Below are 19383 nucleotides of genomic sequence, written 5' to 3'. Positions count from 1 at the left end.
GTGTCATTTTTTCAACACCATTTTGCTATTTTGTGACCACCACCAAAGGCAGAGTAAAGAAATCATCACCAAAATATACTAAGAGCGAGAAGATCCATGGCGAAAATAAAAAAAAAGAAGACAGCGCCACCAGTAGTACGGAAAGAGAATTCTTACCGACACAATCCCGCACACAGAAATAAAATGGCAGGCAAAACACAATGGGCCGCTAGCATTTCTATCTCAACAGAAGAATCTATATGGAAAAATGGAATCCAAAAAACGTGGTTTTCCGAAGCCAACACTGTCGTCTTTGGACTACACAAAATAAGTAAAAAGTTAGCGTATCTTGATTCAAATAACCGCCTGAATTTTGCAAGATTTAAATCTGATAGCCAACTTGAGTGGCATGGATGGCCAGCAAATCCCAAAGAACGCTTGGAAGACATCCCGCCCGTCTCCGTAATTGATTCGTGGGTAAATAGTGGCTTTACTACGCGTTGTAGAGCAGAAAAAGTAAGGAAATTACAAAAATGCTCGATCTAAAAAGTTTGAAATTAAAAATTGAGGGACAATTTGACGACTGCTTTCTCCATGGCGACTACTTGTTTCTCGTCGATAGAAAAAATCTGTACCAAATCGACTTCACAAAATTGATTAGAAACTTAGCACCTACCTCCCCGGACAAAAAGTTGCTTTATGAATTTGCATTCTGCAGAAATGACTTGTTTTTCCAAGGCCAAACTTTTGCAAATACCCTCCTCAGTCTCTCCTTCGTAAAGGATAACCTTAAAAGGATATATGGAAAAATTAGTGAACTTACTTTATCTTGGAACGACGTTAGTAAATTTCTAAGTCACCCCGCCGTACCTCATGAGAGCCCAGGCATCCTGCATCTTGAAATATACAAAGGTAAAGTTTTTTTTAGTTCAGATGAGGGCGTATTCAACTTCAAATACAAAAACAAGAGATCAACTTCACGCAAGCAACTATTGTGCAATGACCGGGCACTCCATATTGGAGCCAACACTGGCAATGATCTAATTATTTCAGGTGGTCACTCTGGCACAAAAAGAATTCACATAGACAACTTCACGGCTTCGGTATTAATCACTAGTATAGATACAATAGACGACGCCCCGTGCCTAGAGTCCGAGATGGTTTATCAGGACTTTGTAAGTCGCGATTTAGATAACCGTTTATCATACTTTATAAATGACGACTGGAAGCCATCTAGAAGCGCGAGCAGATCCGGGAGACAGCAGAGGATCTCCCAACAGAAAAAAGATTCATTTAGAAAAGTAAATGTGCTTACTGAAGAAAACTCAACGCTTTTCACCAGTGAAGATTCTTACTACATGGCTGTTAATAGTCGAATAGTGGATTTAAAAAGCAATAAAGTTAAAATTTATAAACTAAATTGGAAAAACAGAGAAGAATTCGCAGAGAGGAAAAAGCTAAAGAAGAAAAGAGACTTTTCGAACATTGTATTATTCGAAAAGCCAAAAGAATTTTCTTTAATTGGCGACAATATCAACGGTCAAATCTTCAAAGTTTATCAGACGTCCTTCGGCTTAATAGTGGAAACTGACAAAGGACTTTACTGTGTGGATGACACAAACTCACCGCAGCATCAAGAACTAACTAGCAATGTAATCTCAAAAGATGAAACTTTAAAAGTTCGTCATTTTTATAGATCTCAAAGATATTCACACATACTCGCTATTATTAAGGAGAATCATCTTGAAATTCAAGCCGACCTATCGGACTACTTTATGAACCCTAAACTAAAGAACATTAGACTAAGGAAACCAGTCTAAATAAGGGGAGCTTGCTCAAACAATAGATCTGAGCAAGACACTTCCCTCATAGTTCGATCTGGCAACCGTGAAATCATTTTTGTAGTATTGAGTGTTTTCTTTATTCTTGATAAATCCGACTTCCGAATACCAATTGAGGTTGAATAAATTTCTTTATTTATCTCCCAATCATCAAACCCAAAAGAGGTCCTCAACAGCCTATTATTATCTTCGTCGAATCCATACCCCAAAAAATAGATCCTATTAGCTCTTTTATACTTCTCTCTTATTTCATCTTCTACCTGCTTCATATCGCTGCGGTCTTCACCGATTACTTTTATATTAGCAATTGCGGATTCAAAAAAATTAGGTAGTTCTGTTATTTCTTGCCACTCAACATAATCTCCTAAAGAACCGTAAACATGCAGAATATTTAACTGCTCAATCTCAGTTTTAGCTTTTAAGTGGGAGAACTTATGAAATTCCGTCAAATGCGTAAATAGCATCCGCTCAAAAATGCGATCATAGTTGAATGTTATAATTTTGGGGAAGAACTTAAATAGGTCATTCGGACTCTTACGAACAAAACTATTGATGAAATGATGTATCCAATCGTCCCTTCTTCCACCAAGGGGAGAAGATGACTCGAATGCCTGTATTACACAGGCAATTGTTAATTTGCCAAATAACTTAAAAACTTCACGAATAAACTCATCTTCTTCTTTTTGAACATTCGAAAGATAGGTATCGATAGATAGTACATGAGATTCTGAAAATGATTTTAAAAATAGCTCAAAGTACTGCTTATAATGAGTTTCAGAAAGGCCCGTATCAAATACTTTTTTATTAGAATTCCTCTCCGCTGTGGAAAGAACATTAAGCGACATTGCTGTCTTGAGAATATTCCATTTTAATTTTCCAACCTCATCTCGGGGCTGAATACTAAAATTTATGTAATCATTGTACGTATAGAGCTTTTTAATCTCAGCACGTAGTGCATGGCCGGATGGCATATCATAGGGAACATGCGCACCAGCTCCAATGATTAAAAGTGTATTTGAAAGATCCACATAAGTCATATTCAATCCTCCCCCTGAAACTCCAGCACTTTTTACAGTACACCTGGGATCCCATTACCGGGCTTTTTTTTAATGAACGTAGTGAACGTACATTTTTAGATAGAACCCTTCCGGGAACTGCATCAGCGTTGGGTGATCTGCCGCGTGGCCCCCGCGCAGAACGCTGCGAAGTTCGGCGTAGTTTCTCAGTGACGCCTTACGAATTGCATCGCGGAATTCTTCTTCTTCCAGCAAACCAGAACAAGAGCATGAAGCCACAAAGCCGTTCTTTTTCACCAGGCGGAATGCGTGCGTGTTCATCTTAAGGTAAGCGTGCTTCCCGATTGGGATGTCTTTTTTGGATTTGATAAACGCCGGTGGATCCGCAATCACGATGTCATAGTGTGTGCTTGGCAAGGCCGCCAAACCTTCAGACACGTCCATTTCGTGAACGATGACTTCCGCCCCTTCGCGTTCGGCATTCTTTTTCGCGAAAGCCAACGCGGTCTTGGAGATATCCGCCAAAGACACTTCGACCTCAAAGCCCAAAGACTTCAAAGCACGCGTGATCTGCGTGGACCAGTGACCGACATAACAGCACAGATCCAAAACACGGATCTTGCGCGGCTGTTGGGTTTTGGCCCAGTTCTTAAATAACCCCACTGCCAGGAAGATGTTGTGAGTCTGATCCAGGAAAAAGCCCGTTTTTTGGCCTTCTACTAAATCACAGCTCATGGTGATCGTGCCGTCATCACCTGCGGCGTTTAGCACGATTTCAACATCACGAAGGTTCATGTCCGGCAGATCCTTGATCAGGCGCGGTTCTTCAACCTGCAGGCCTTCAAGTTTGCGCACACCCACGTCGTTACGAATCACCACGGCGGTTTGATCCCAGCTAAACTCGGACAGACCTTGCGCTTGAGCTTTTTCAGCCAAACCTTTGAAGAAGCCTTCGGCATCCTTCAGGGCTTCATTCATTCCCGCCGTCACCAACTGGGCAGCAAAAAGCTGAGCACGTTTGCCGTTTTGTACGATCACATAGTAATCCAGAACCAAACCTGGGATGAAATCAGATTCGCCAAACGCCAGACGGAAGCTGCCACGGAAGCCCGCAGCCTTTCTTACGCGCCAAGAGTTGAAGATCTTTTCATGAAGGAAGTCAAAACTGGTAGGATCCTTGTCCTGGCTGTTGAAGCTCAACGCACGGAAAGAAATCAGGGAATGAGGATTGCCGTAACCGCGGGCCAAAAACTGCCCCTTGGAATCCTGAAGCTCCACCGCCGCACCTGCGGGATGACCCTTAGGGCTTACCAGCAGCTCGTTTGAGAACACCCATGGGTGTCCACTGCGAATTCTTTTATCGGCTCCCTGACGAAGACGCCACACTGTCATCATAAACTATTCACCCTCAACTGCGAAAACAACCAACTCGGTGATTTCTTTTTTTGAAAAATTATTGTCACTCATTATCAGCAAACTGCGCCGGCCATCCCGAAGTTTCGGCCCCCAGGCCAAAGCTTCAAAGTTCTGCACACGTTTGTCGCCACGTTTTTTGCCAAGATCAGATTCGAAATCCACCAGCTTTGTTTTTTCAACACCCGTGAACTTCGCACCTTCCAGCTTACTCACACCCGAAACGTCCGTGCCCTTGGCAAGGTCCACCAGATACAGCGTGATCGTATTGGCCCAGATCTTCTTCGGTAGCAGGCGCACTCCGCGTTCCAGCACAATCAGCTTTGTTTCACTGACAGCCAAAATTTCCGAAGCCCCGCGGAAGACTTCTTTTCCCCCATGCCCGTCTTTCAACGGATCCAGGCGATAGGCGTATTCCGCCACCGGCTGATAGCCTTTTTCAGGCTTGTCTTCGTACTTGAGAATTCGCAGCCAGTCGCCTTTTTCCTCTTCCCCGGCGACATAATCCTGGAAAAGGGAAGTTTCTACACTCGCAAACAGCACCTTCCCGTCATTGGAACTTGAGAGTCCCTCAAACGAAAGGTTGTTCTGCACGCCCTGCTTTTGCTGGCCGATGGATTCAGGTAAAAACTTGGCCGGAATGGGCAGATCGGCCTTCCACGCCCCTTGCGGGTTTATACGGAAGATCCGGGGCATTTCGCGGGGTTTGGAGTTGTTGTCGCCCTCAGAAGAAACCAGCAGATCCCCGGACGGCAACAGCGCCAGCCCCTCGGGATCCAAAATTGCGGCCCGCTCCCCGGTTTTAGGAAGACCTGAAATAAAGCTGACGGATTTAGGGTTTAAAGAAACGGACTTCCCCGAGATCTTCAGGTCAAAGCCGTAAAAGCGGGGCTCCCCGAACTTTCCACGATCATCAGAAAGCGCCCACAAGGTGTCGCCATTGAAGGCCATGCCGGAAAGACCACCGATGGTGGTCTTTTTGAACTCGGTTCCGGTCTTGATGGAGGTTTCACCGAAATATTCCAAACTCAAAGCCTGCGCTTTGAGCGAGAACAGCAAAACCAGGCAAATTCCGGTTCCTCGAAGCATCTTAACTTCTCCAGCGAAGCTCAGTTTCTTTCACAGGGTGATTGAATTCACGTTTGCCCTCAAGATGGTCATGGTACTCAGTTTTCAAAGCATAGTACCACTTGGCTTGAGTGTCGGCGTCCTTGATCAGCATCAGACTTGGATCATAGCGAAGACCATCTTGCTGTTTGGTCACCGCATCCATGTCCTGACCCAGGAACTTTTTAGAGAATTGATGAATTGCCGGCTTCAAAAGTGTCAGCCAAGGGATGTCCCAGTACGCCAACTGAGTCACACGGGTGTTGTTTTCATCCACCGGAGTCAGCGCCGTATAAGAATAGAAATTACGAGGACCGACTTCGATATGTTCTACACGCACGCAAGGAAGCGTGAAGGTGATCTCGGTCGTCGGAGTGCCGCCGAGAATTTTATAAGCCTTGGAATTTTTCGAAGGCTGGTGACGAACCATCTGGAAGCCATAGTTCACCGGAGCAAATTTCTTTTTCTTTTCCAGCATGGTTTTTTCAGAACGCCAGAACCAGCTTTTATGCACGTAAGGACCATGCGCCGGGTCCATCAGGCCGATCACCGCGTGATCGACGTGACATGGGAAGTTCACCACGTAAGTCAGATTCGGCTTCACATCGGCAGGGAAAGCTTTCATCACCGGAATCGCTGGCGCTTTGGAAACATCATAGTCCTTGTCACCCACAAAGACCCAGATCAGGCCTTGAGCTTCGTGAACAGGATAAGAGCGCACTTTGATTTTATTCGGATTCAGTTCCTGATCCGGGCACAGGGAAGGAATCTCGGTGCACATGCCAGTGCCGTCAAACTTCCAGCCGTGATAAGGGCATTCGATCTGATCATTCACCACGCGGCCATAGCTCAGCGGAATGCCACGGTGGGGACAGATATCACGCATCGCCGACACTTTGCCTTTAGAATCACGATAGAACACGATGGGCTCACCCAAGATTTTGCGAGCGGTGGCTTTATTGATCGCCAGCTCTGAACTTGGAATTCCCACATACCAAACATTTTTCAAAAATCCGCTGTACATAAATTCCTCTGAACTAGAATTGAGGGTCGCGGGCGCGTTGCTCCGCCAACTGGCAGGTGTTCTTCAGAAGCATGGCAATGGTCATCGGACCCACACCACCCGGAACCGGAGTCGCTGCCTTCGCCCAGCCATCAAGCTCTTCAAAGCGAACATCTCCACAGAGTTTTCCGCCCTGACCTGAGCCGTGCATACCCACATCAATCACGATCGCATCTTTTTTAAAATCTTCTTTACCCAAGAGTCGGGCCTTACCAGCCGCGACGACAACCAAATCCGCCTGCTTTGTGAGCTCTGACACATTGGAAGTTTTGGAGTGGCACAATGTGACTGTCGCGTTGGCTTCAGTCAAGAGCAGAGCCATGGGTTTCCCCACAATATTGCTGCGACCAACGACCACGGCCTTTTTTCCCTCCACCGGGATTCGATAATGTTTCAGAATCTCCATCACTCCCGCCGGAGTGCACGGGCTTACCAGGGGTTTTCCGGCAAAGAAATAACCCAAGGATTCGTAAGTCAGACCATCAGCATCTTTTTCAGCAGAAACAAGCTTCAAAACCTCATCGGAACTCAAGTGCTTCGGCAACGGGAACTGAACCAAAATGCCGTCCACGCCACTGTCGTTGTTCAGTTTACTAAGAATCTGATTCAGTTCGCTTTGGGTGGTTTCGGCCGGCAGAGTATGAATCGTGGAGGTCATCCCGATTTTTTCGCAGGCGATTTTTTTGTTTTTAACGTAAACGTGGCTCGCCTTATCGTCGCCGACAATGACGACCGACAGATGAGGAGCCCGGCCATAAGTTTCTTTAAACTTTGCCACTCGGGGCACAAGGGACGCACGCACCTCTTTCGCGACTTCTTTTCCGTCAAGAATCAGCACCATGACCTCCCCTGTTTTTTGAGCCTTAAATTTGCGTCATTTCTGAACAAAATTCAATACTTATTCCAGCTTCGTCCCATTCCGCCAAGGCCCTCTTGCGGGACCTTTTCACCCCTGCGAACCCTGTTTTTGCTTGATTCCTAAACCCCTATCAAGGTACAAACCCTTTAAAAGATTAGGGGATTTTCGAATGGCTGAAAAAGTTAAGCTCTCAAAAGATGGTAGTTCTATTGACTTCGTTCAATCTGACAGCCTTCCTACGTCCCTGAAGAAGTTCCGTCAAAGCCCGGAAATCGAAGGTTTCTACCGCTTTATCTTCGAAAACGACCTGCAAAAAGAAGCTTACGACATTTTGGATCGCATTATTATCCAGCGTAAGGCTAAAAAAGCCGGCGCTAAAAAAGAAGCTGCTGCTGCTGCCAAAGAAGAAAAGGCCGCTGCAAAAAAGGCTGAAACTACAAAAGCTAAAAAGAAGTAGTTCTCCAAAAAGTCCGGACCTCCGGACTTTTTTTTTGCTTTAATCGCATCCCACCGCTGTCCGATCCTTGCTTTCACCTCCTGACCACTGGAGGATTTATGAAAGCTCAAACCATCATCAAAAACAAAAAAGGCCAGGGACTTGTTGAGTACCTGATCATTGTCGCTATTGTTGCCGTCGGCAGCATTTCCGTTATTAAAGTTGTCGGCGCCAACATCGACGTGCAGTTCGCCAATGTGGCTCAAGCCCTGGGTGGAACCGACAGCCGCAAAAAAGAAGCCCACAAAGTCACGGACACCATGTACAAGAAACGCGACTTCAGCGATTTCTTTGAAGGCTCCGTCAACTCGAAATCAGACAGTAAATAACTATGAAGATCCTGAATCAAAAAGGACAAGCTTTGTTAGAGGCGGCTTTCGTGCTGCCGCTGCTGTTAGCCACCGGCACAGCGCTGGCGTTTCTATTCTATCGGACGTTGATTTTCTACTATGCTGACCACCAACTGCATGAGGCCCTGATCTGTGCTGAATCCGTGCAAGTATCCACGTGCAGAAATCATCTGGAAAAGAGTCTGCAAAAGCTGGTGCTTAAAAACACCCGCCTGAGTGTCCGTCTGAATAAATCGTTTTTAGGCAGCACCGGACGCGTTGAAATAGCGCTGCAACCAGAAATCCAAATCTCAAAAGAACTGCGTTTATAAGCGGCCCCGCCATGCATAACCAACAAGGCTTCGCTGCCATTCTGATTCTGGCTTTATTGCCAATACTGGTATCCGGACTGCTTCTGGTCGCAGCGATGATGGGATTTCTGCAGCTGGATCTGGCGATGAAGCACACTTGTCGCAGTGAGGGCCTTCGGACCCAGGATAATGTAAGACCACATTTGGAAAAACTGCTGTCGCTAAACCCAAGGGCCCTTAAACTAAAAGCTCAATGGATAACTGCCCAAGTCCAATTAAAGGCAGCGTACGCAGCAAAAAATCCCCCCCTCATTGCAGCGGCAAAGCTTCGCGTCGCACAAGTTGAAGCTTGGCGCCAAACCCTAGATGTCCAGCAAAAGCAACTGATCCAACAAAGCAACTTACAACTTCAGCGCGGGCACACCACAACCCGCAGTCATCTGTTTCGCGCCAGTCGCGAGAGCCAAAGCCGGTTGAATTTTCTCACTATCAAAACCCGTCTGCATAACGAACCCATTCCCCGCCTGGCGGTCCGTCCGGATGTCCCGGACATAGCGCCGACATACAGCCCCGAACCGGACTTTGAAGTTCGTCAGGCCCTGGCGCAACGCTGGCAGTACCGGATCGCGCTGCGCCCGCCTCTTTCGAATTTCCTCAAGGCGGATTTCGGCTTTGAAAAAGCCTGCGCCGTTACTTTGACCAAAGGACCTTTGCGATGGAAAACAAAAATAACCACGGCCAAGTACTCATTGAAGTCTGTCTGGTGATGGCCCTGGTGCTGCTGATTTTCTTCGCGGCCTTTTCACATCTTTCAAAACTTAAATCCGCGCAACAACGTCACCAATTCACAAAAGAGAAGTCTTATGTTTCAAAAGACCGTTTCAAATCTAAAAAGTAACTGGCCCCTTGTGGGTTTTCTGGTGATCGGCCTGATTGCCTTTCTCAGCAGCCCTTCCAAGTCTGAACAGGATCCGCTGGAAACCGTGGCGGCCCCCGCGTCGGTTGACACCTACATCCCCGCGGGCCATGTGCTTGTGCCGATCGAAATCGCCAACGCCGAATCGCTCGCATCCCTCGTCGGCGATATGGGTGGCGTCGTGGATCTTTATCTAGCCAGCAATGACACCCAAAAAGGCGGATTGAAAGTGGGCAGTAAGCTGAAGCTTCTGCGCGCGCCCCTGAACCCACAGCAATACGCCGTTCTGGTGAAAGACAGCGAAAGCCCAAGACTACTAAGTTTTAGCGGCCCCTTCATTGCCGTCGTTCAAAACCCTGAAGCTCGCGGTAACAGTGTCACCCCCGCCTCCTCTCCACGCAAAGCCGTGCGCATCGACTATCAAAACTAGGAGTTCCAATGAAAACCCCGATTGTAATTCTACTATTTCTTTTGGCGACGAATGCACAAGCCCAGGTGTTGATTCAGGCACCTTCTGCCTCCCCGACTGATTTTAAAAAGTTCTTACAGGACAACCCCAGCACTCGGTCCTACGGCGATGTGCAAATTGAAAAGCTGCAACAAGCTCCCGAACAAGAACAGCAGCTGTTTCAGCTGGCGGATCTTTCCCCCGGCGAAATCCCGCAAGGGCTAGAAACCCTAAATCGACTGAATCAGCAGTCTGCTCTTTCACCTTTAAGTCTGCAGTTTTTGCAGGATCTGACTTCAAAATGGCAAAGTGGAAAGTCCTCCCCGCAAGTGCAAAGCTCCGTGCGCACTTTGCACTGCAAATTCAGTCTGCTGCTGGACGAATCCAGCCCCACAGCCTGCGCGGTTGAAACGGTGTCTTTGGATAATCTAAGAAAGCTCAATCCATGGATGAAGGCTTTGGCGGTGGAAAGCCAGGTGATTCCGCTGGAAGAAAGCAGTCGACTAAGAATCGTGACCGAGGCCCCCTATCACTTCACTCTGATTTCAGACTCACATGCCAGTATCAGTTTCTATGGAACTTTTACGCAGCTATTACAACAGACCAGCAACCCGCAAGCCCTGGTTGACGGCGGCTGTGGCGGTTTCCATTCCCAGATTGACGACATCAGCCTGTCCCTGCAAGCACGCGTGTTTTTCACTGCCAGCTGCGTTCAAGCCACCAATCAGGCCGATGAAGAAACAGAAAAAAGCTGGGTGCAAAGAAATAAAAAGTGGCTGATTCCGACCGCCGCGATTTTAGTCGGCGGGGGCATCTATGCACTGAAAGACAAAAAGGTCATTATCGACAAACCGTCGTTTAAATGATCCTTTTGCCGTTAAAGACGACTTCTTTAACCACGCCGTCCTCGATCAACGAATGGCAATCCGGCGCAAAAGTTTTATCCGGGTGCGCGTGCACCACCGTGATGTCGCCGTTGAATTTGCGAATACGAGCCTGAGGGCTTTCCTCCAAGGCCAGATAGTTGCGCCAGAAAGACGATGGTTCCACCGGACTGTCGCAGCCAAAAGAAATCGGAATCTGCGCCAGGCGCAAAGCCTCCCACGGAAAGACATAAGGGTAAAGCTCTCTCAGCTTTTCCATCAACCACACACGGTCACTCAACCAGTGACATGGCTGCATATGACAGCGCACATGCAGAGGTTTCATCATCTGAATGGTTTCCGGGCGCAGGATCTGCGCATGCTCCAAATTCAAACGCCCCACGGCCCCTTGCGCGGAAATCTTGCGTGCGGCCTGCACAATGTGATGGGCAGCTTCATCACCAATGGTGTGAACTGAAAACTCAAGCCCCGCAGCCCACGTGCTCTTCATCATTGTCTCGATATCAGCGATGTCCCAAAGAATGCGTCCCTGATTGCCAGAACGCTCGCCGTTGTATGGACGACTGAGCAAAGCCGTCTCAGACCCCAGGGAACCATCATAGAAAACCTTGATGCCTTTGGAACGAAGCAAAGGACGATCCTGCTTTTTTGCCGCCAGGGCCGCATTCAGCATCGAATCAAAATCATTCATGTCGTGGGACGTGAAGTTTTCCTCGATCGCCAAGGTCAGATCACCCGCATCCGCCACTTCACACAGCATATTCCACAGGGATTCGGTACAGCTCAGGTCACGCACATGGGTGAAGCCTGCGGCGTTGAACGTGCGGCAGGCCTGCAGGATGTTGGCTCGTTGCTGGGATTTAGAAAATGACGGCAACTGATCCCAGGCACGCAGATGATCTTTTTCCGTCAGAATGCCGGTGGCGGATTCCAGACCCATTTCTTTCAATGCGGCAGAATTCAACCAGCTGCTGTGTCCGTCCATGCGGGCAAAATAAACGGGAATATCCGGAAATACTTTGTCCAGAAGATCCTTGTGCGGCTGTTCGTGCGCGGGCCACTGTCGCTCGTCCCAGCCAAACCCCACCAGCCAGTGCTGACGATAGTATCCCGGCTTGGTGCGATCCAGATTCTGCAGATCCTGCAGGGATGTGATCGATTCCAGACGAAGCCCCGAAGCGAATTCGCCCGTGGCGATAAAGTGAACGTGACTGTCGTAAAGACGCGGGATTTTAAAAAGCATAAGGCCCTCTGTTTTAGCAGAAGGCCTTAGTTTATTTAACTGTTTAATTTGTTATTTAGCGGGCAGAAGGGATTGGAGCCGGACCTGTTGTCCCGCCCGTACCCGGAACCGGGATTGGCTGAGGACCACCGATACCACCACCGATTGGTGTTGGACCGATACCTGTGCCACCACCGATACCAATACCGATAGAACCACCCACACCGCCTACACCGTATTGAACCTGCTGGATTCTATACAACAATCCGTAAAGTTCCTGCTGCAAGCTTGATACAACCTGCTGTCTTTGAACCTGCTGTTGCATGTAAGACTGCTGTTGTTGGATGTACTGTTGATACTGCTGCATTTGCATTTGCATCATCTGCTGTTGCATCTGAAGCATACCAAGGCTTCCCGCCATGCCACCGGCCATGCCGCCCATGCCAGCCATACCGCCAGCCATTGCGCCCATGCCCATCATGCCACCTGGATAAGCGCCCATCATTCCGGCCATACCACCCATGCCGCCCATCAAAGCGCCAGGGTAAGCACCCATCATGCCGCCAGCCATACCGCCGACCATTGCACCCGGATATGCGCCCATCATGCCGGCCATGCCGCCCATACCCATCATACCACCTGGATACGCGCCCATCATGCCAGCCATACCGCCCATCATAGCACCTGGGTATGCACCCATGATACCGCCGCCGATACCGCCAACCATGGCGCCAGGATATGCGCCCATCATTCCAGCCATGCCACCCATGCCGCCCATCATAGCGCCTGGGTAAGCACCCATCATACCGCCACCCATCATAGCACCTGGGTAAGCTCCGATAATTCCACTAGCCAATGCGCCCATGCCCATCATGCCACCTGGATACGCGCCCATCATGCCAGCCATACCGCCAGCCATCGCGCCCATACCCATCATGCCACCTGGATAAGCTCCCATCATTCCGGCCATACCACCCATCATCGCACCTGGGTAAGCACCCATCATGCCACCGGCCATACCGCCGATCATGGCACCCATGCCGCCGTATGGACCACCCATGCCCCATGGACCGGCCATACCCCAAGGACCCATCCCTGGCATATAGATACCGCCACCCATGCCGCCCATACCAAGGCCGGCCATCGCATATGGGTTGCCCCACATACCATTACCGTTCATGCCCCCATAAGGACCCATCATACCGTAAGCGCCACCGTTATTGCCGGCACAACCAAATGCACCCGCGCCGATACCACCACCGATAGAGCCATAGATACCACTGCCGCCACCGACCATCTGGCCGATACCGGTACCAATCGCGCCCAAACCGTAACCGTAGCCCATGGATGCCCAAGGGTCTGTCGGCCAACCAATGTTGGAGTTCGCGTCAGCAATCATTTGATTTGTTTTGTAACCAGCAAGGATGGACAAGCCACCCAAAGCGACGTTCCCGATTACAGAGCCCCAGTTTGTTTCTGGTTTCTGATACTGGTAACCGGAGCCGGACGCGATACAGTCAACGCACACGCCACCTTCAGAGATCTCACGACGACGTTCACGCTGTTCATCAGCGTAATCTTCCTTCGCGATCTTGATGTCTTCTTTTCTGTTGTCGATCAGGTTTTTCAAAGCATCAATTTCACGAGTGACTTTGTTTCTTTGAGAATAACCCTTTTTGTAATCAGAAAGACCTTTTTTACAATCTTCAGTCGTTGCACGACCTTTTTCACTTTGACGGAATTTTGGAGTGGAACACACCGTACCGGAAACAGAACCATTTTTATTCGGATCACAAACGCGCGCCCATTCCTGGATGCTGAAGCCGTGAACTTCACGAGTGCCGCCAGCCTGAACAGAAGCTTCACCTTCCTGACCTTGAGCGATGAACTCATCACTCGCGCCCATGCCTTTGTACTCTTTGCAGCTGACATTGTTCTCGATGTGCTCAAACATCAGTTCTGTGTAGTCTTCAGAAACCACGTCTTCAACATCTTTACGGGAACGAGTCAGGGATCTGTCGATCTTCTTCAATTCAGATTGTTTTGCACGAAGCTGCTTTTGTGCTTCGCTGATTTCAGCCTGAGCTTCTTTGATTTCATCTAGATAGCTGGAGGAACCGGCGCCAGCAGAGTAATCATACGGGCAGGCTTGCATCCCACCGTACATCCCTGTGCCCCACATGGAGGCTTGAGCACCAGCTGCAAAGCTCATCACCAAGGTGAAAAGAGCTGCAATGCGCATCCAAAACTTCATACACGATCTCCTGAAAAGGAATAAAAAAACTTCTATCGTTCCACTCTTCGTCAGAATAGCGCTTCAACTTGATGCATTCCCGGTCTAAATGTTGAAAGATTATGAATCTAGACTGTCGACCAGCATATTTCTCACATTTAGCAGGACTCGACCCGGACGGTACGTTGGACCAGCTGGAAATCCTTTGCACTGGCTATTTCCAGCTCCTACACTACCTCATATGATTAAAAGCACAATTTTGTGTGTCGACGATGAAGTGGACAATGTTGACGCCCTGGAACGCCTCTTCCGGAAGAAATACAACGTCTTAAAGGCCACCTCTGGCAAAGAGGCTCTGGCAGTGCTGGACGAACATCCGGGCCCTGTAGCATTGATCATCACCGATCAACGTATGCCGGAAATGACCGGCGTGGAATTCCTGGAAAAAACTCTGACGTCTCATCCTGAGACTGTGCGTATTTTGCTGACCGGCTACACCGATCTGGAATCCGTGATCAGTGCTGTGAATAAAGGTCAGATTTTCCGTTACCTGACCAAACCCTGGGACCCGGTGGATCTTTCAAACACCGTGGAACACGCCATCGACCGCTATGTTCTGGGCCAGGAACTGAAAACGAAAAACACGGAACTGGCGCGCGCACTGGAAGAACTCAAAAGCCTTGATGTCGCCAAATCGAACTTCATGATTCTGATCAACCATGAACTGAAGACGCCGCTGACTTCGATCTTGAGCTTCTCTTCCCTGCTGGCGGAATCAAAACTGAACGACGAAGACAAACTGATGGTGAACCGTATCACCCGCAGTGCCGAGCGCCTGAAAACCCTGGTGGAGGATGTTCTGCTGGTGGTGCGTGCGGAAACCAATCAACTTAAAATAGACATGCAGCAGGTGGCCTTCACCCAGTTTGACGAAGCCATCAGCAAAGAAGTGCACGATCTGCTGAACAAAAAGCAGCAAAAGCTTGTCAGCAAGCTGGAACCACTGGCCGTTTCGGCCGATGTTCGCCTGATCAAACAGGTCATGCTGCGACTAATTCATAATGCCGCAAAGTTCGGAACTGATGGCAGCGAGATTCATCTGGAAAGTATGAAAAGCGGCAACAACCTGCGCTTTGTGGTTTCCAATATCGGCCCTCACCTTCCCTCCTCCGTCGTGGATAAAATCATGAAGCCCTTCTTTATTGATGAAGACGTCATGCACCACTCCACCGGAACGGGCCTGGGCCTGACGATCTGTCAGTCTATTTTAAAGTCGCACCATTCCCACCTGCAGTTTAAAAACACGGCTCAGGGTGTGATGGTCTTCTTTGAACTGCCCCTGGCCTAGGGTGTCCGGCCTGCGGCCCTGACGCCGCACTATCCCGCCAACAACTCTGCACGGGCTTTGCTTCGAAGCCCGCACATGAAAACTTTGTTGTTTTTTCTGATGCTTATTTCTTTCCCGGCTTACTCTCAGACCGCGCTGGTGCTGGGGCTGGGTGAACAAAAGACCGTGCCTTTGCAAGGACAGGATCGCGTGTGGATTCAAGACCGCGAAATCCTGACCGCCGAAGGCCAGGGCGGAAGGCTTCTATTGGCGGGTCGCCGTGAAGGCGTCACCACGCTCAAAGTGGGCGCCGCCCTTTACAGCGTGCAGGTTCTGCATCCCTCCAAGAAAGACTCCTTTCAGGATCTGACAACATATTTGAAATCGCGCGTGGGTCTGCGGGCGTCCTTAAGTGAAGGTGATCTTTTGATTGAAGGTCAGCTGTACCGTATGCAGGACTGGATTCATCTGGCGGATTATATGCGCACAAAAAACCTGAACTATCAAATGCGGGCACGGATGACCGCTTCTTTGCAACAACAAGCTCAGGAGCATTTCAGCGACTTGTTTTACAAAGCGCATCTGCCGCCACAAACGCTGATCTTTGAACCTGCCTTGGAAGTCCGAGTCAGCGGCACCGATCAGACCTTCCGAAAATACAGCAAGATTTTGACGCCCTTTGGAGTCGGCCTGCTAAAGGACGAAACCAGTTTGGATGTCGCCCCGACCATCAAGGTGCAAATCACCGTGGCCGAAATCAAAAAGGACTTTTCCCTGAAGTACGGGTTGCGCCCACCGGCGGGTTATTCCGCCAAGCTTATGCCTGACGGAGTTTGGGAAAGGGATGAACTTCCCTTCAACTTGACCGCCTTGGAAGCTCAAGGCCAGGGGAAAATTCTGGCAAGCCCGAACATTCTTTGCCGCAGCGGAAAAGAGGCCGAGTTTCTGGCGGGTGGTGAATTTCCGATCAAGATCATGAACTATAAAATGCAGGACATCGTGTGGAAGCGCTATGGGATCTTACTGCGGGTCAAACCCAAAGCGGACGCCGCCGGACGCATGAGCATCTCGATTGAAACCGAAGTTTCCACCGTGGATGATTCACGCAAGGTCGATGATGTTCCCGGAATTTTGACCAACCGGGTTTCCAGCCACTTTGATCTGACCAGACCGCAGACCATTGCGCTGTCGGGACTTCTTAAAAGTGAAGATGGGAAAAGTTCCGAAGGCCTGCCGCTGCTTTCACGTCTTCCCATTGTCGGCGCGCTGTTTGCCAGCAAGGACTTTAAAGAAAACCGCTCGGAGCTTGTGATCTTTGTCCGCCCTTCCATCCTGCGCGAGGGCGAGGAAAATCCGATGCCACAGCATCTGAACACCTTGCAGGGACGTCGTCTATGATCAGCGAAGCCAAGAATATCTATGACCGCATTCATGAAGACATTCTGAAACTTCCTTTGAATGAGTTTTTACTCAGCTCAGAAGAACAACACAAACTGCGCTCTCAGCGCATCGAACAAATCCTGGAACATCACACCGCCTCGGTCACCGCCGAGGTCCGTTTGCGGGTGCAAAATGAAATGTATGCCTGGGGTCCGATTGAAAGCCTGCTGACCGATGAAAGCATCACAGAAATTCTGATCAATGGGCCTTCCGCGATCTGGCTTGAACGTGCAGGGAATTTGCTTAAACATCCGGACTGTTTTTTCTCTGAAACCAGCTATCGCAATTTCCTGGATCGCCTGAGCCACGCGGCCCATGCCCATATCACCACGGAATTTCCCTGTGCTGACGGGCGCTTTGGCGATTTTCGCTTAAGCCTGATTGGTGCAGAATTGACGCAGACTCATCCTCATGTGACTTTGCGCCGCCATCCCAAGAATCCCTGGAGCTTTGCCCGGCTGGCAGAACATCAATGGTGTCCGTCCGACTGCCTGCCCTTCTTTGAAGAGCTTGTAAAAAAGCGCAAAAACTTTTTGGTGGTGGGCCCCACCGGATCCGGAAAAACCTCGGTGCTGAATTCATTTTTGAATCTGATGCCGGAAAATGAACGGATGGTGGTCATCGAAGACACATCTGAGATTTCTCTTCCCAACAAAGCCAGCATGAAACTTTTAACCCGCGAAGATCCCCAAGGGGTTTTACCTTCCGTGGATCAGGCGCAATTGGTGCGACGCTCTTTGCGCTTGCGGCCCGATCGCATGGTCATGGGTGAAGTGCGTGGCGCTGAAGCCAAAGACTTTTTGATGGCCTTGGCCACAGGTCACAGTGGCAGCTTTGGCACCTTGCACGCGCAGGATGCGGGTCAGGCGCTGATCCGTTTAGAGATGCTGATTCAGATGGGGGCTCCGCAATGGAGTCTTTCTGCGATTCGCAGGCTTATTCAAATGTCTTTGGACTATGTGATTGTGGCGGAAAGAAAGACCGATGGTTCACGCCGCATGAAAGGCGTCTATCGTATCACTTCGTTGGAAGAAACAGGATTTCTGCTGGAGCAGGAAAAGTAAAAACCCGGAAAGCGAGGGGCGCCGTCCGGGTTTCTGAATTTAAGCTACAATTTTAGTATTATCTGTCTGCGGCTTCAGTGGAGCTTGCTCCGGTGCGCGCAGATCTTTTTCAACAAAGAACAGTCCTTCGTTCTCGGTTGCTTTGGCGAAGGTTTCTTCCGACTTCGTCTGGTCGCCTTCGCGGGCCACCGATTTCGGATTATTGAAGAACTTCTGATTCAGGTCTTCAATCACCTTCAGCTTATTCGTTTCACCAGCCGGTCTTTTATATACGGGAGAGGCCTCCGGCTGCAGTTGTTGTTCAGGAAGGTTTCCGGTTGCCCGCATTTCTTCCATCTGTTTGCTCAACGTGATGCGATCACCCAGGGAGTTCTTCCCCATCGGTCGGCCCAGGGCCAATGCTCCGGGACGGGCTGGCTGGGAAGCCGAAGTGTCTATCGCTCGAGTCCTTGCCGTTGCTGGCAGGATTCCGCTGATTTTTTCCATCTCACACCTCCGTGTGTATCCATGAAGTCCATCCTGGTCTTCACTTGATAGAAAACGTATCGGAATCGAACGTATAAACTTGAGACAGAATTGGAAGATCTGGACCTAGGACCAGCTGATAAACTGCCAAGGACTTGCCGGATGCCCTAGAAGCTTTTCGCAGATGGACTTTACGCGTGGATCATCCGAACCCGACCAGAATGTGCGCCCGATCAGGAAGCTCTGGGAAAAATCCATCCAGTTGGAAAAGCGGCCTTCAATCAAAGGCGCCAGTTTCAGAATCTCGGACCAGGCCTGAACATCTGAAAGGTGCCCGGCCACGAAGCTCAGTCTCACCAGATGAATATAGCGGGAAGCATCCCAAGCCAGAATTCCGGGTTCTTTTAAATACTTATTCGTGCGCTGAACCCACAAGGCAAGCTTGCTGTAATCAGCGTCACTCATTTGCATCTCCTGCCCTTCTTCCAGATCAAAACGGAAGATCTGACGGAACTTTTCCATGGAAACAGCGTCAATGCTGCCATCAGAAGGCAAAGCGGATCTTAAGACATTGAATTTCGTTCGGTGGCCTTGGGTGCGGATATTTTCAAGAGTCTTCTGGCAGGTTTCACGGTCGGCCACGCCCCAGAACTCTTCCAGAATCGCCAGACAATCCAGTTTGATGTCAGGGCCATAGTTCATGTCCAGGCGGAAGAAGTACTCACCGATTTCATCCATGACCTGTTCGCGAACTTCAGGCGAAAGCTCTTTGCCCTCTTCCAAATCAGACCCGACAACTTGAAACAGCTCATCAAGAACTTGATTTTCCTCGATAAACGGCGCACCCAAAGACATCAATTTTTTTTCAAGATCTGTTTCTGGCAAAATGCGCTGCATGGGAACCCCTTTCACCGGCCTTGTTCAATTCAAATACGTTTCAATTGCTTTTTCAATGTGTTAGTTTCTTCGC

Annotated in this window: 20 protein-coding genes; 11 read left to right on the top strand and 9 right to left on the bottom strand. The window is 49.3% G+C overall.

Annotation, left to right across the window (positions count from 1 at the left end; genetic code table 11):
- Positions 1-96: 96 nt before the first annotated feature.
- Positions 97-525, top strand: coding sequence for a hypothetical protein (locus tag ACNQKP_RS06925; protein ID WP_417863721.1), 429 nt, complete (start codon positions 97-99; stop codon positions 523-525).
- Positions 513-1799 (top strand): hypothetical protein, encoded by a 1287-nt coding sequence (locus ACNQKP_RS06920; protein WP_417863720.1) that lies wholly within the window; start codon positions 513-515, stop codon positions 1797-1799. The genes ACNQKP_RS06925 and ACNQKP_RS06920 overlap by 13 nt, the downstream gene beginning before the upstream one ends.
- Here the strand turns inward: ACNQKP_RS06920 and ACNQKP_RS06915 are convergent.
- The 5 genes from ACNQKP_RS06915 to folD form a co-directional block, all read right to left on the bottom strand.
- Positions 1796-2857, bottom strand: a complete 1062-nt coding sequence (locus ACNQKP_RS06915) for a hypothetical protein (protein ID WP_417863719.1) — start codon at positions 2855-2857, stop codon at positions 1796-1798. The genes ACNQKP_RS06920 and ACNQKP_RS06915 overlap by 4 nt on opposite strands.
- A 69-nt stretch (positions 2858-2926) precedes the next feature.
- Positions 2927-4231: a class I SAM-dependent rRNA methyltransferase gene (locus ACNQKP_RS06910; protein WP_417863717.1), complete on the bottom strand. Its 1305-nt coding sequence runs from the start codon at positions 4229-4231 to the stop codon at positions 2927-2929.
- A 3-nt stretch (positions 4232-4234) separates the two neighbouring features.
- On the bottom strand, positions 4235-5338 hold the full coding sequence (locus ACNQKP_RS06905) for an esterase-like activity of phytase family protein (RefSeq protein WP_417863715.1): 1104 nt from the start codon (positions 5336-5338) through the stop codon (positions 4235-4237).
- Between the two features lies 1 nt (position 5339).
- Positions 5340-6380: a Rieske 2Fe-2S domain-containing protein gene (locus ACNQKP_RS06900; protein WP_417863714.1), complete on the bottom strand. Its 1041-nt coding sequence runs from the start codon at positions 6378-6380 to the stop codon at positions 5340-5342.
- Positions 6381-6393: 13 nt separating this feature from the next.
- On the bottom strand, positions 6394-7260 hold the full coding sequence (folD, locus tag ACNQKP_RS06895) for a bifunctional methylenetetrahydrofolate dehydrogenase/methenyltetrahydrofolate cyclohydrolase FolD (protein ID WP_417863712.1): 867 nt from the start codon (positions 7258-7260) through the stop codon (positions 6394-6396).
- Between the two features lie 187 nt (positions 7261-7447).
- Here folD and ACNQKP_RS06890 point away from each other — a divergent pair, with 187 nt between their 5' ends.
- From ACNQKP_RS06890 to ACNQKP_RS06865, 6 genes are all read left to right on the top strand, one after another.
- Complete coding sequence (locus ACNQKP_RS06890) at positions 7448-7735, top strand: hypothetical protein (protein WP_088564229.1); 288 nt, start codon at positions 7448-7450, stop codon at positions 7733-7735.
- A gap of 98 nt (positions 7736-7833) precedes the next feature.
- Positions 7834-8103, top strand: coding sequence for a Flp family type IVb pilin (locus ACNQKP_RS06885; protein ID WP_011165646.1), 270 nt, complete (start codon positions 7834-7836; stop codon positions 8101-8103).
- 2 nt (positions 8104-8105) lie between these two features.
- The gene (locus ACNQKP_RS06880) at positions 8106-8435 is read left to right on the top strand and encodes a hypothetical protein (protein ID WP_417863711.1); all 330 of its coding nucleotides are present in this window, start codon (positions 8106-8108) and stop codon (positions 8433-8435) included.
- An 11-nt stretch (positions 8436-8446) separates the two neighbouring features.
- On the top strand, positions 8447-9181 hold the full coding sequence (locus ACNQKP_RS06875) for a hypothetical protein (RefSeq protein ID WP_417863710.1): 735 nt from the start codon (positions 8447-8449) through the stop codon (positions 9179-9181).
- Positions 9182-9277: 96 nt separating this feature from the next.
- Complete coding sequence (locus tag ACNQKP_RS06870; protein ID WP_417863708.1) at positions 9278-9760, top strand: hypothetical protein; 483 nt, start codon at positions 9278-9280, stop codon at positions 9758-9760.
- Positions 9761-9768: 8 nt separating this feature from the next.
- Positions 9769-10644: a hypothetical protein gene (locus ACNQKP_RS06865; RefSeq protein ID WP_417863706.1), complete on the top strand. Its 876-nt coding sequence runs from the start codon at positions 9769-9771 to the stop codon at positions 10642-10644.
- Here the strand turns inward: ACNQKP_RS06865 and ACNQKP_RS06860 are convergent.
- Together ACNQKP_RS06860 and ACNQKP_RS06855 are read right to left on the bottom strand one after the other, a co-directional pair.
- Positions 10637-11905, bottom strand: coding sequence for an amidohydrolase (locus ACNQKP_RS06860; protein ID WP_417863705.1), 1269 nt, complete (start codon positions 11903-11905; stop codon positions 10637-10639). The genes ACNQKP_RS06865 and ACNQKP_RS06860 overlap by 8 nt on opposite strands.
- A 55-nt stretch (positions 11906-11960) precedes the next feature.
- A complete protein-coding gene (locus tag ACNQKP_RS06855; protein WP_417863704.1) occupies positions 11961-14138 on the bottom strand; it encodes a hypothetical protein in 2178 nt (725 codons plus the stop codon).
- A 220-nt stretch (positions 14139-14358) separates the two neighbouring features.
- Between ACNQKP_RS06855 and ACNQKP_RS06850 the strand changes: the two genes are divergently transcribed.
- The 3 genes from ACNQKP_RS06850 (at position 14359) to ACNQKP_RS06840 (ending at position 17948) form a co-directional block, all read left to right on the top strand.
- Entirely contained in the window at positions 14359-15465 is a 1107-nt protein-coding gene (locus ACNQKP_RS06850) for a response regulator (RefSeq protein ID WP_417863703.1), read from the top strand.
- Between the two features lie 75 nt (positions 15466-15540).
- Complete coding sequence (locus tag ACNQKP_RS06845) at positions 15541-16842, top strand: pilus assembly protein (RefSeq protein ID WP_417863701.1); 1302 nt, start codon at positions 15541-15543, stop codon at positions 16840-16842.
- Positions 16839-17948, top strand: a complete 1110-nt coding sequence (locus ACNQKP_RS06840; RefSeq protein WP_417863700.1) for a CpaF family protein — start codon at positions 16839-16841, stop codon at positions 17946-17948. Before ACNQKP_RS06845 ends, ACNQKP_RS06840 begins: the two co-directional genes overlap by 4 nt.
- Positions 17949-17987: 39 nt before the next feature.
- Here the strand turns inward: ACNQKP_RS06840 and ACNQKP_RS06835 are convergent, their stop codons facing one another.
- Together ACNQKP_RS06835 and ACNQKP_RS06830 are read right to left on the bottom strand one after the other, a co-directional pair.
- Positions 17988-18434 (bottom strand): hypothetical protein, encoded by a 447-nt coding sequence (locus ACNQKP_RS06835; RefSeq protein WP_417863698.1) that lies wholly within the window; start codon positions 18432-18434, stop codon positions 17988-17990.
- Positions 18435-18539: 105 nt separating this feature from the next.
- Complete coding sequence (locus ACNQKP_RS06830) at positions 18540-19310, bottom strand: DUF1266 domain-containing protein (RefSeq protein ID WP_417863696.1); 771 nt, start codon at positions 19308-19310, stop codon at positions 18540-18542.
- Positions 19311-19383 lie beyond the last annotated feature (73 nt).

This window comes from Bdellovibrio bacteriovorus (assembly GCF_048286975.1).
Taxonomy (GTDB): domain Bacteria; phylum Bdellovibrionota; class Bdellovibrionia; order Bdellovibrionales; family Bdellovibrionaceae; genus Bdellovibrio; species Bdellovibrio bacteriovorus_H.
This window is presented reverse-complemented; position numbering and strand designations above follow the sequence as displayed.

Bases quoted from the DNA above. Each gene is read 5' to 3' on its own strand.
- ACNQKP_RS06925 (WP_417863721.1), top strand. From the start codon at position 97: ATGGCGAAAATAAAAAAAAAGAAGACAGCGCCACCAGTAGTACGGAAA.
- ACNQKP_RS06920 (WP_417863720.1), top strand. From the start codon at position 513: ATGCTCGATCTAAAAAGTTTGAAATTAAAAATTGAGGGACAATTTGAC.
- ACNQKP_RS06915 (WP_417863719.1), bottom strand. From the start codon at position 2,857: ATGACTTATGTGGATCTTTCAAATACACTTTTAATCATTGGAGCTGGT.
- ACNQKP_RS06910 (WP_417863717.1), bottom strand. From the start codon at position 4,231: ATGATGACAGTGTGGCGTCTTCGTCAGGGAGCCGATAAAAGAATTCGC.
- ACNQKP_RS06905 (WP_417863715.1), bottom strand. From the start codon at position 5,338: ATGCTTCGAGGAACCGGAATTTGCCTGGTTTTGCTGTTCTCGCTCAAA.
- ACNQKP_RS06900 (WP_417863714.1), bottom strand. From the start codon at position 6,380: ATGTACAGCGGATTTTTGAAAAATGTTTGGTATGTGGGAATTCCAAGT.
- folD (WP_417863712.1), bottom strand. From the start codon at position 7,260: ATGGTGCTGATTCTTGACGGAAAAGAAGTCGCGAAAGAGGTGCGTGCG.
- ACNQKP_RS06890 (WP_088564229.1), top strand. From the start codon at position 7,448: ATGGCTGAAAAAGTTAAGCTCTCAAAAGATGGTAGTTCTATTGACTTC.
- ACNQKP_RS06885 (WP_011165646.1), top strand. From the start codon at position 7,834: ATGAAAGCTCAAACCATCATCAAAAACAAAAAAGGCCAGGGACTTGTT.
- ACNQKP_RS06880 (WP_417863711.1), top strand. From the start codon at position 8,106: ATGAAGATCCTGAATCAAAAAGGACAAGCTTTGTTAGAGGCGGCTTTC.
- ACNQKP_RS06875 (WP_417863710.1), top strand. From the start codon at position 8,447: ATGCATAACCAACAAGGCTTCGCTGCCATTCTGATTCTGGCTTTATTG.
- ACNQKP_RS06870 (WP_417863708.1), top strand. From the start codon at position 9,278: ATGTTTCAAAAGACCGTTTCAAATCTAAAAAGTAACTGGCCCCTTGTG.
- ACNQKP_RS06865 (WP_417863706.1), top strand. From the start codon at position 9,769: ATGAAAACCCCGATTGTAATTCTACTATTTCTTTTGGCGACGAATGCA.
- ACNQKP_RS06860 (WP_417863705.1), bottom strand. From the start codon at position 11,905: ATGCTTTTTAAAATCCCGCGTCTTTACGACAGTCACGTTCACTTTATC.
- ACNQKP_RS06855 (WP_417863704.1), bottom strand. From the start codon at position 14,138: ATGAAGTTTTGGATGCGCATTGCAGCTCTTTTCACCTTGGTGATGAGC.
- ACNQKP_RS06850 (WP_417863703.1), top strand. From the start codon at position 14,359: ATGATTAAAAGCACAATTTTGTGTGTCGACGATGAAGTGGACAATGTT.
- ACNQKP_RS06845 (WP_417863701.1), top strand. From the start codon at position 15,541: ATGAAAACTTTGTTGTTTTTTCTGATGCTTATTTCTTTCCCGGCTTAC.
- ACNQKP_RS06840 (WP_417863700.1), top strand. From the start codon at position 16,839: ATGATCAGCGAAGCCAAGAATATCTATGACCGCATTCATGAAGACATT.
- ACNQKP_RS06835 (WP_417863698.1), bottom strand. From the start codon at position 18,434: ATGGAAAAAATCAGCGGAATCCTGCCAGCAACGGCAAGGACTCGAGCG.
- ACNQKP_RS06830 (WP_417863696.1), bottom strand. From the start codon at position 19,310: ATGCAGCGCATTTTGCCAGAAACAGATCTTGAAAAAAAATTGATGTCT.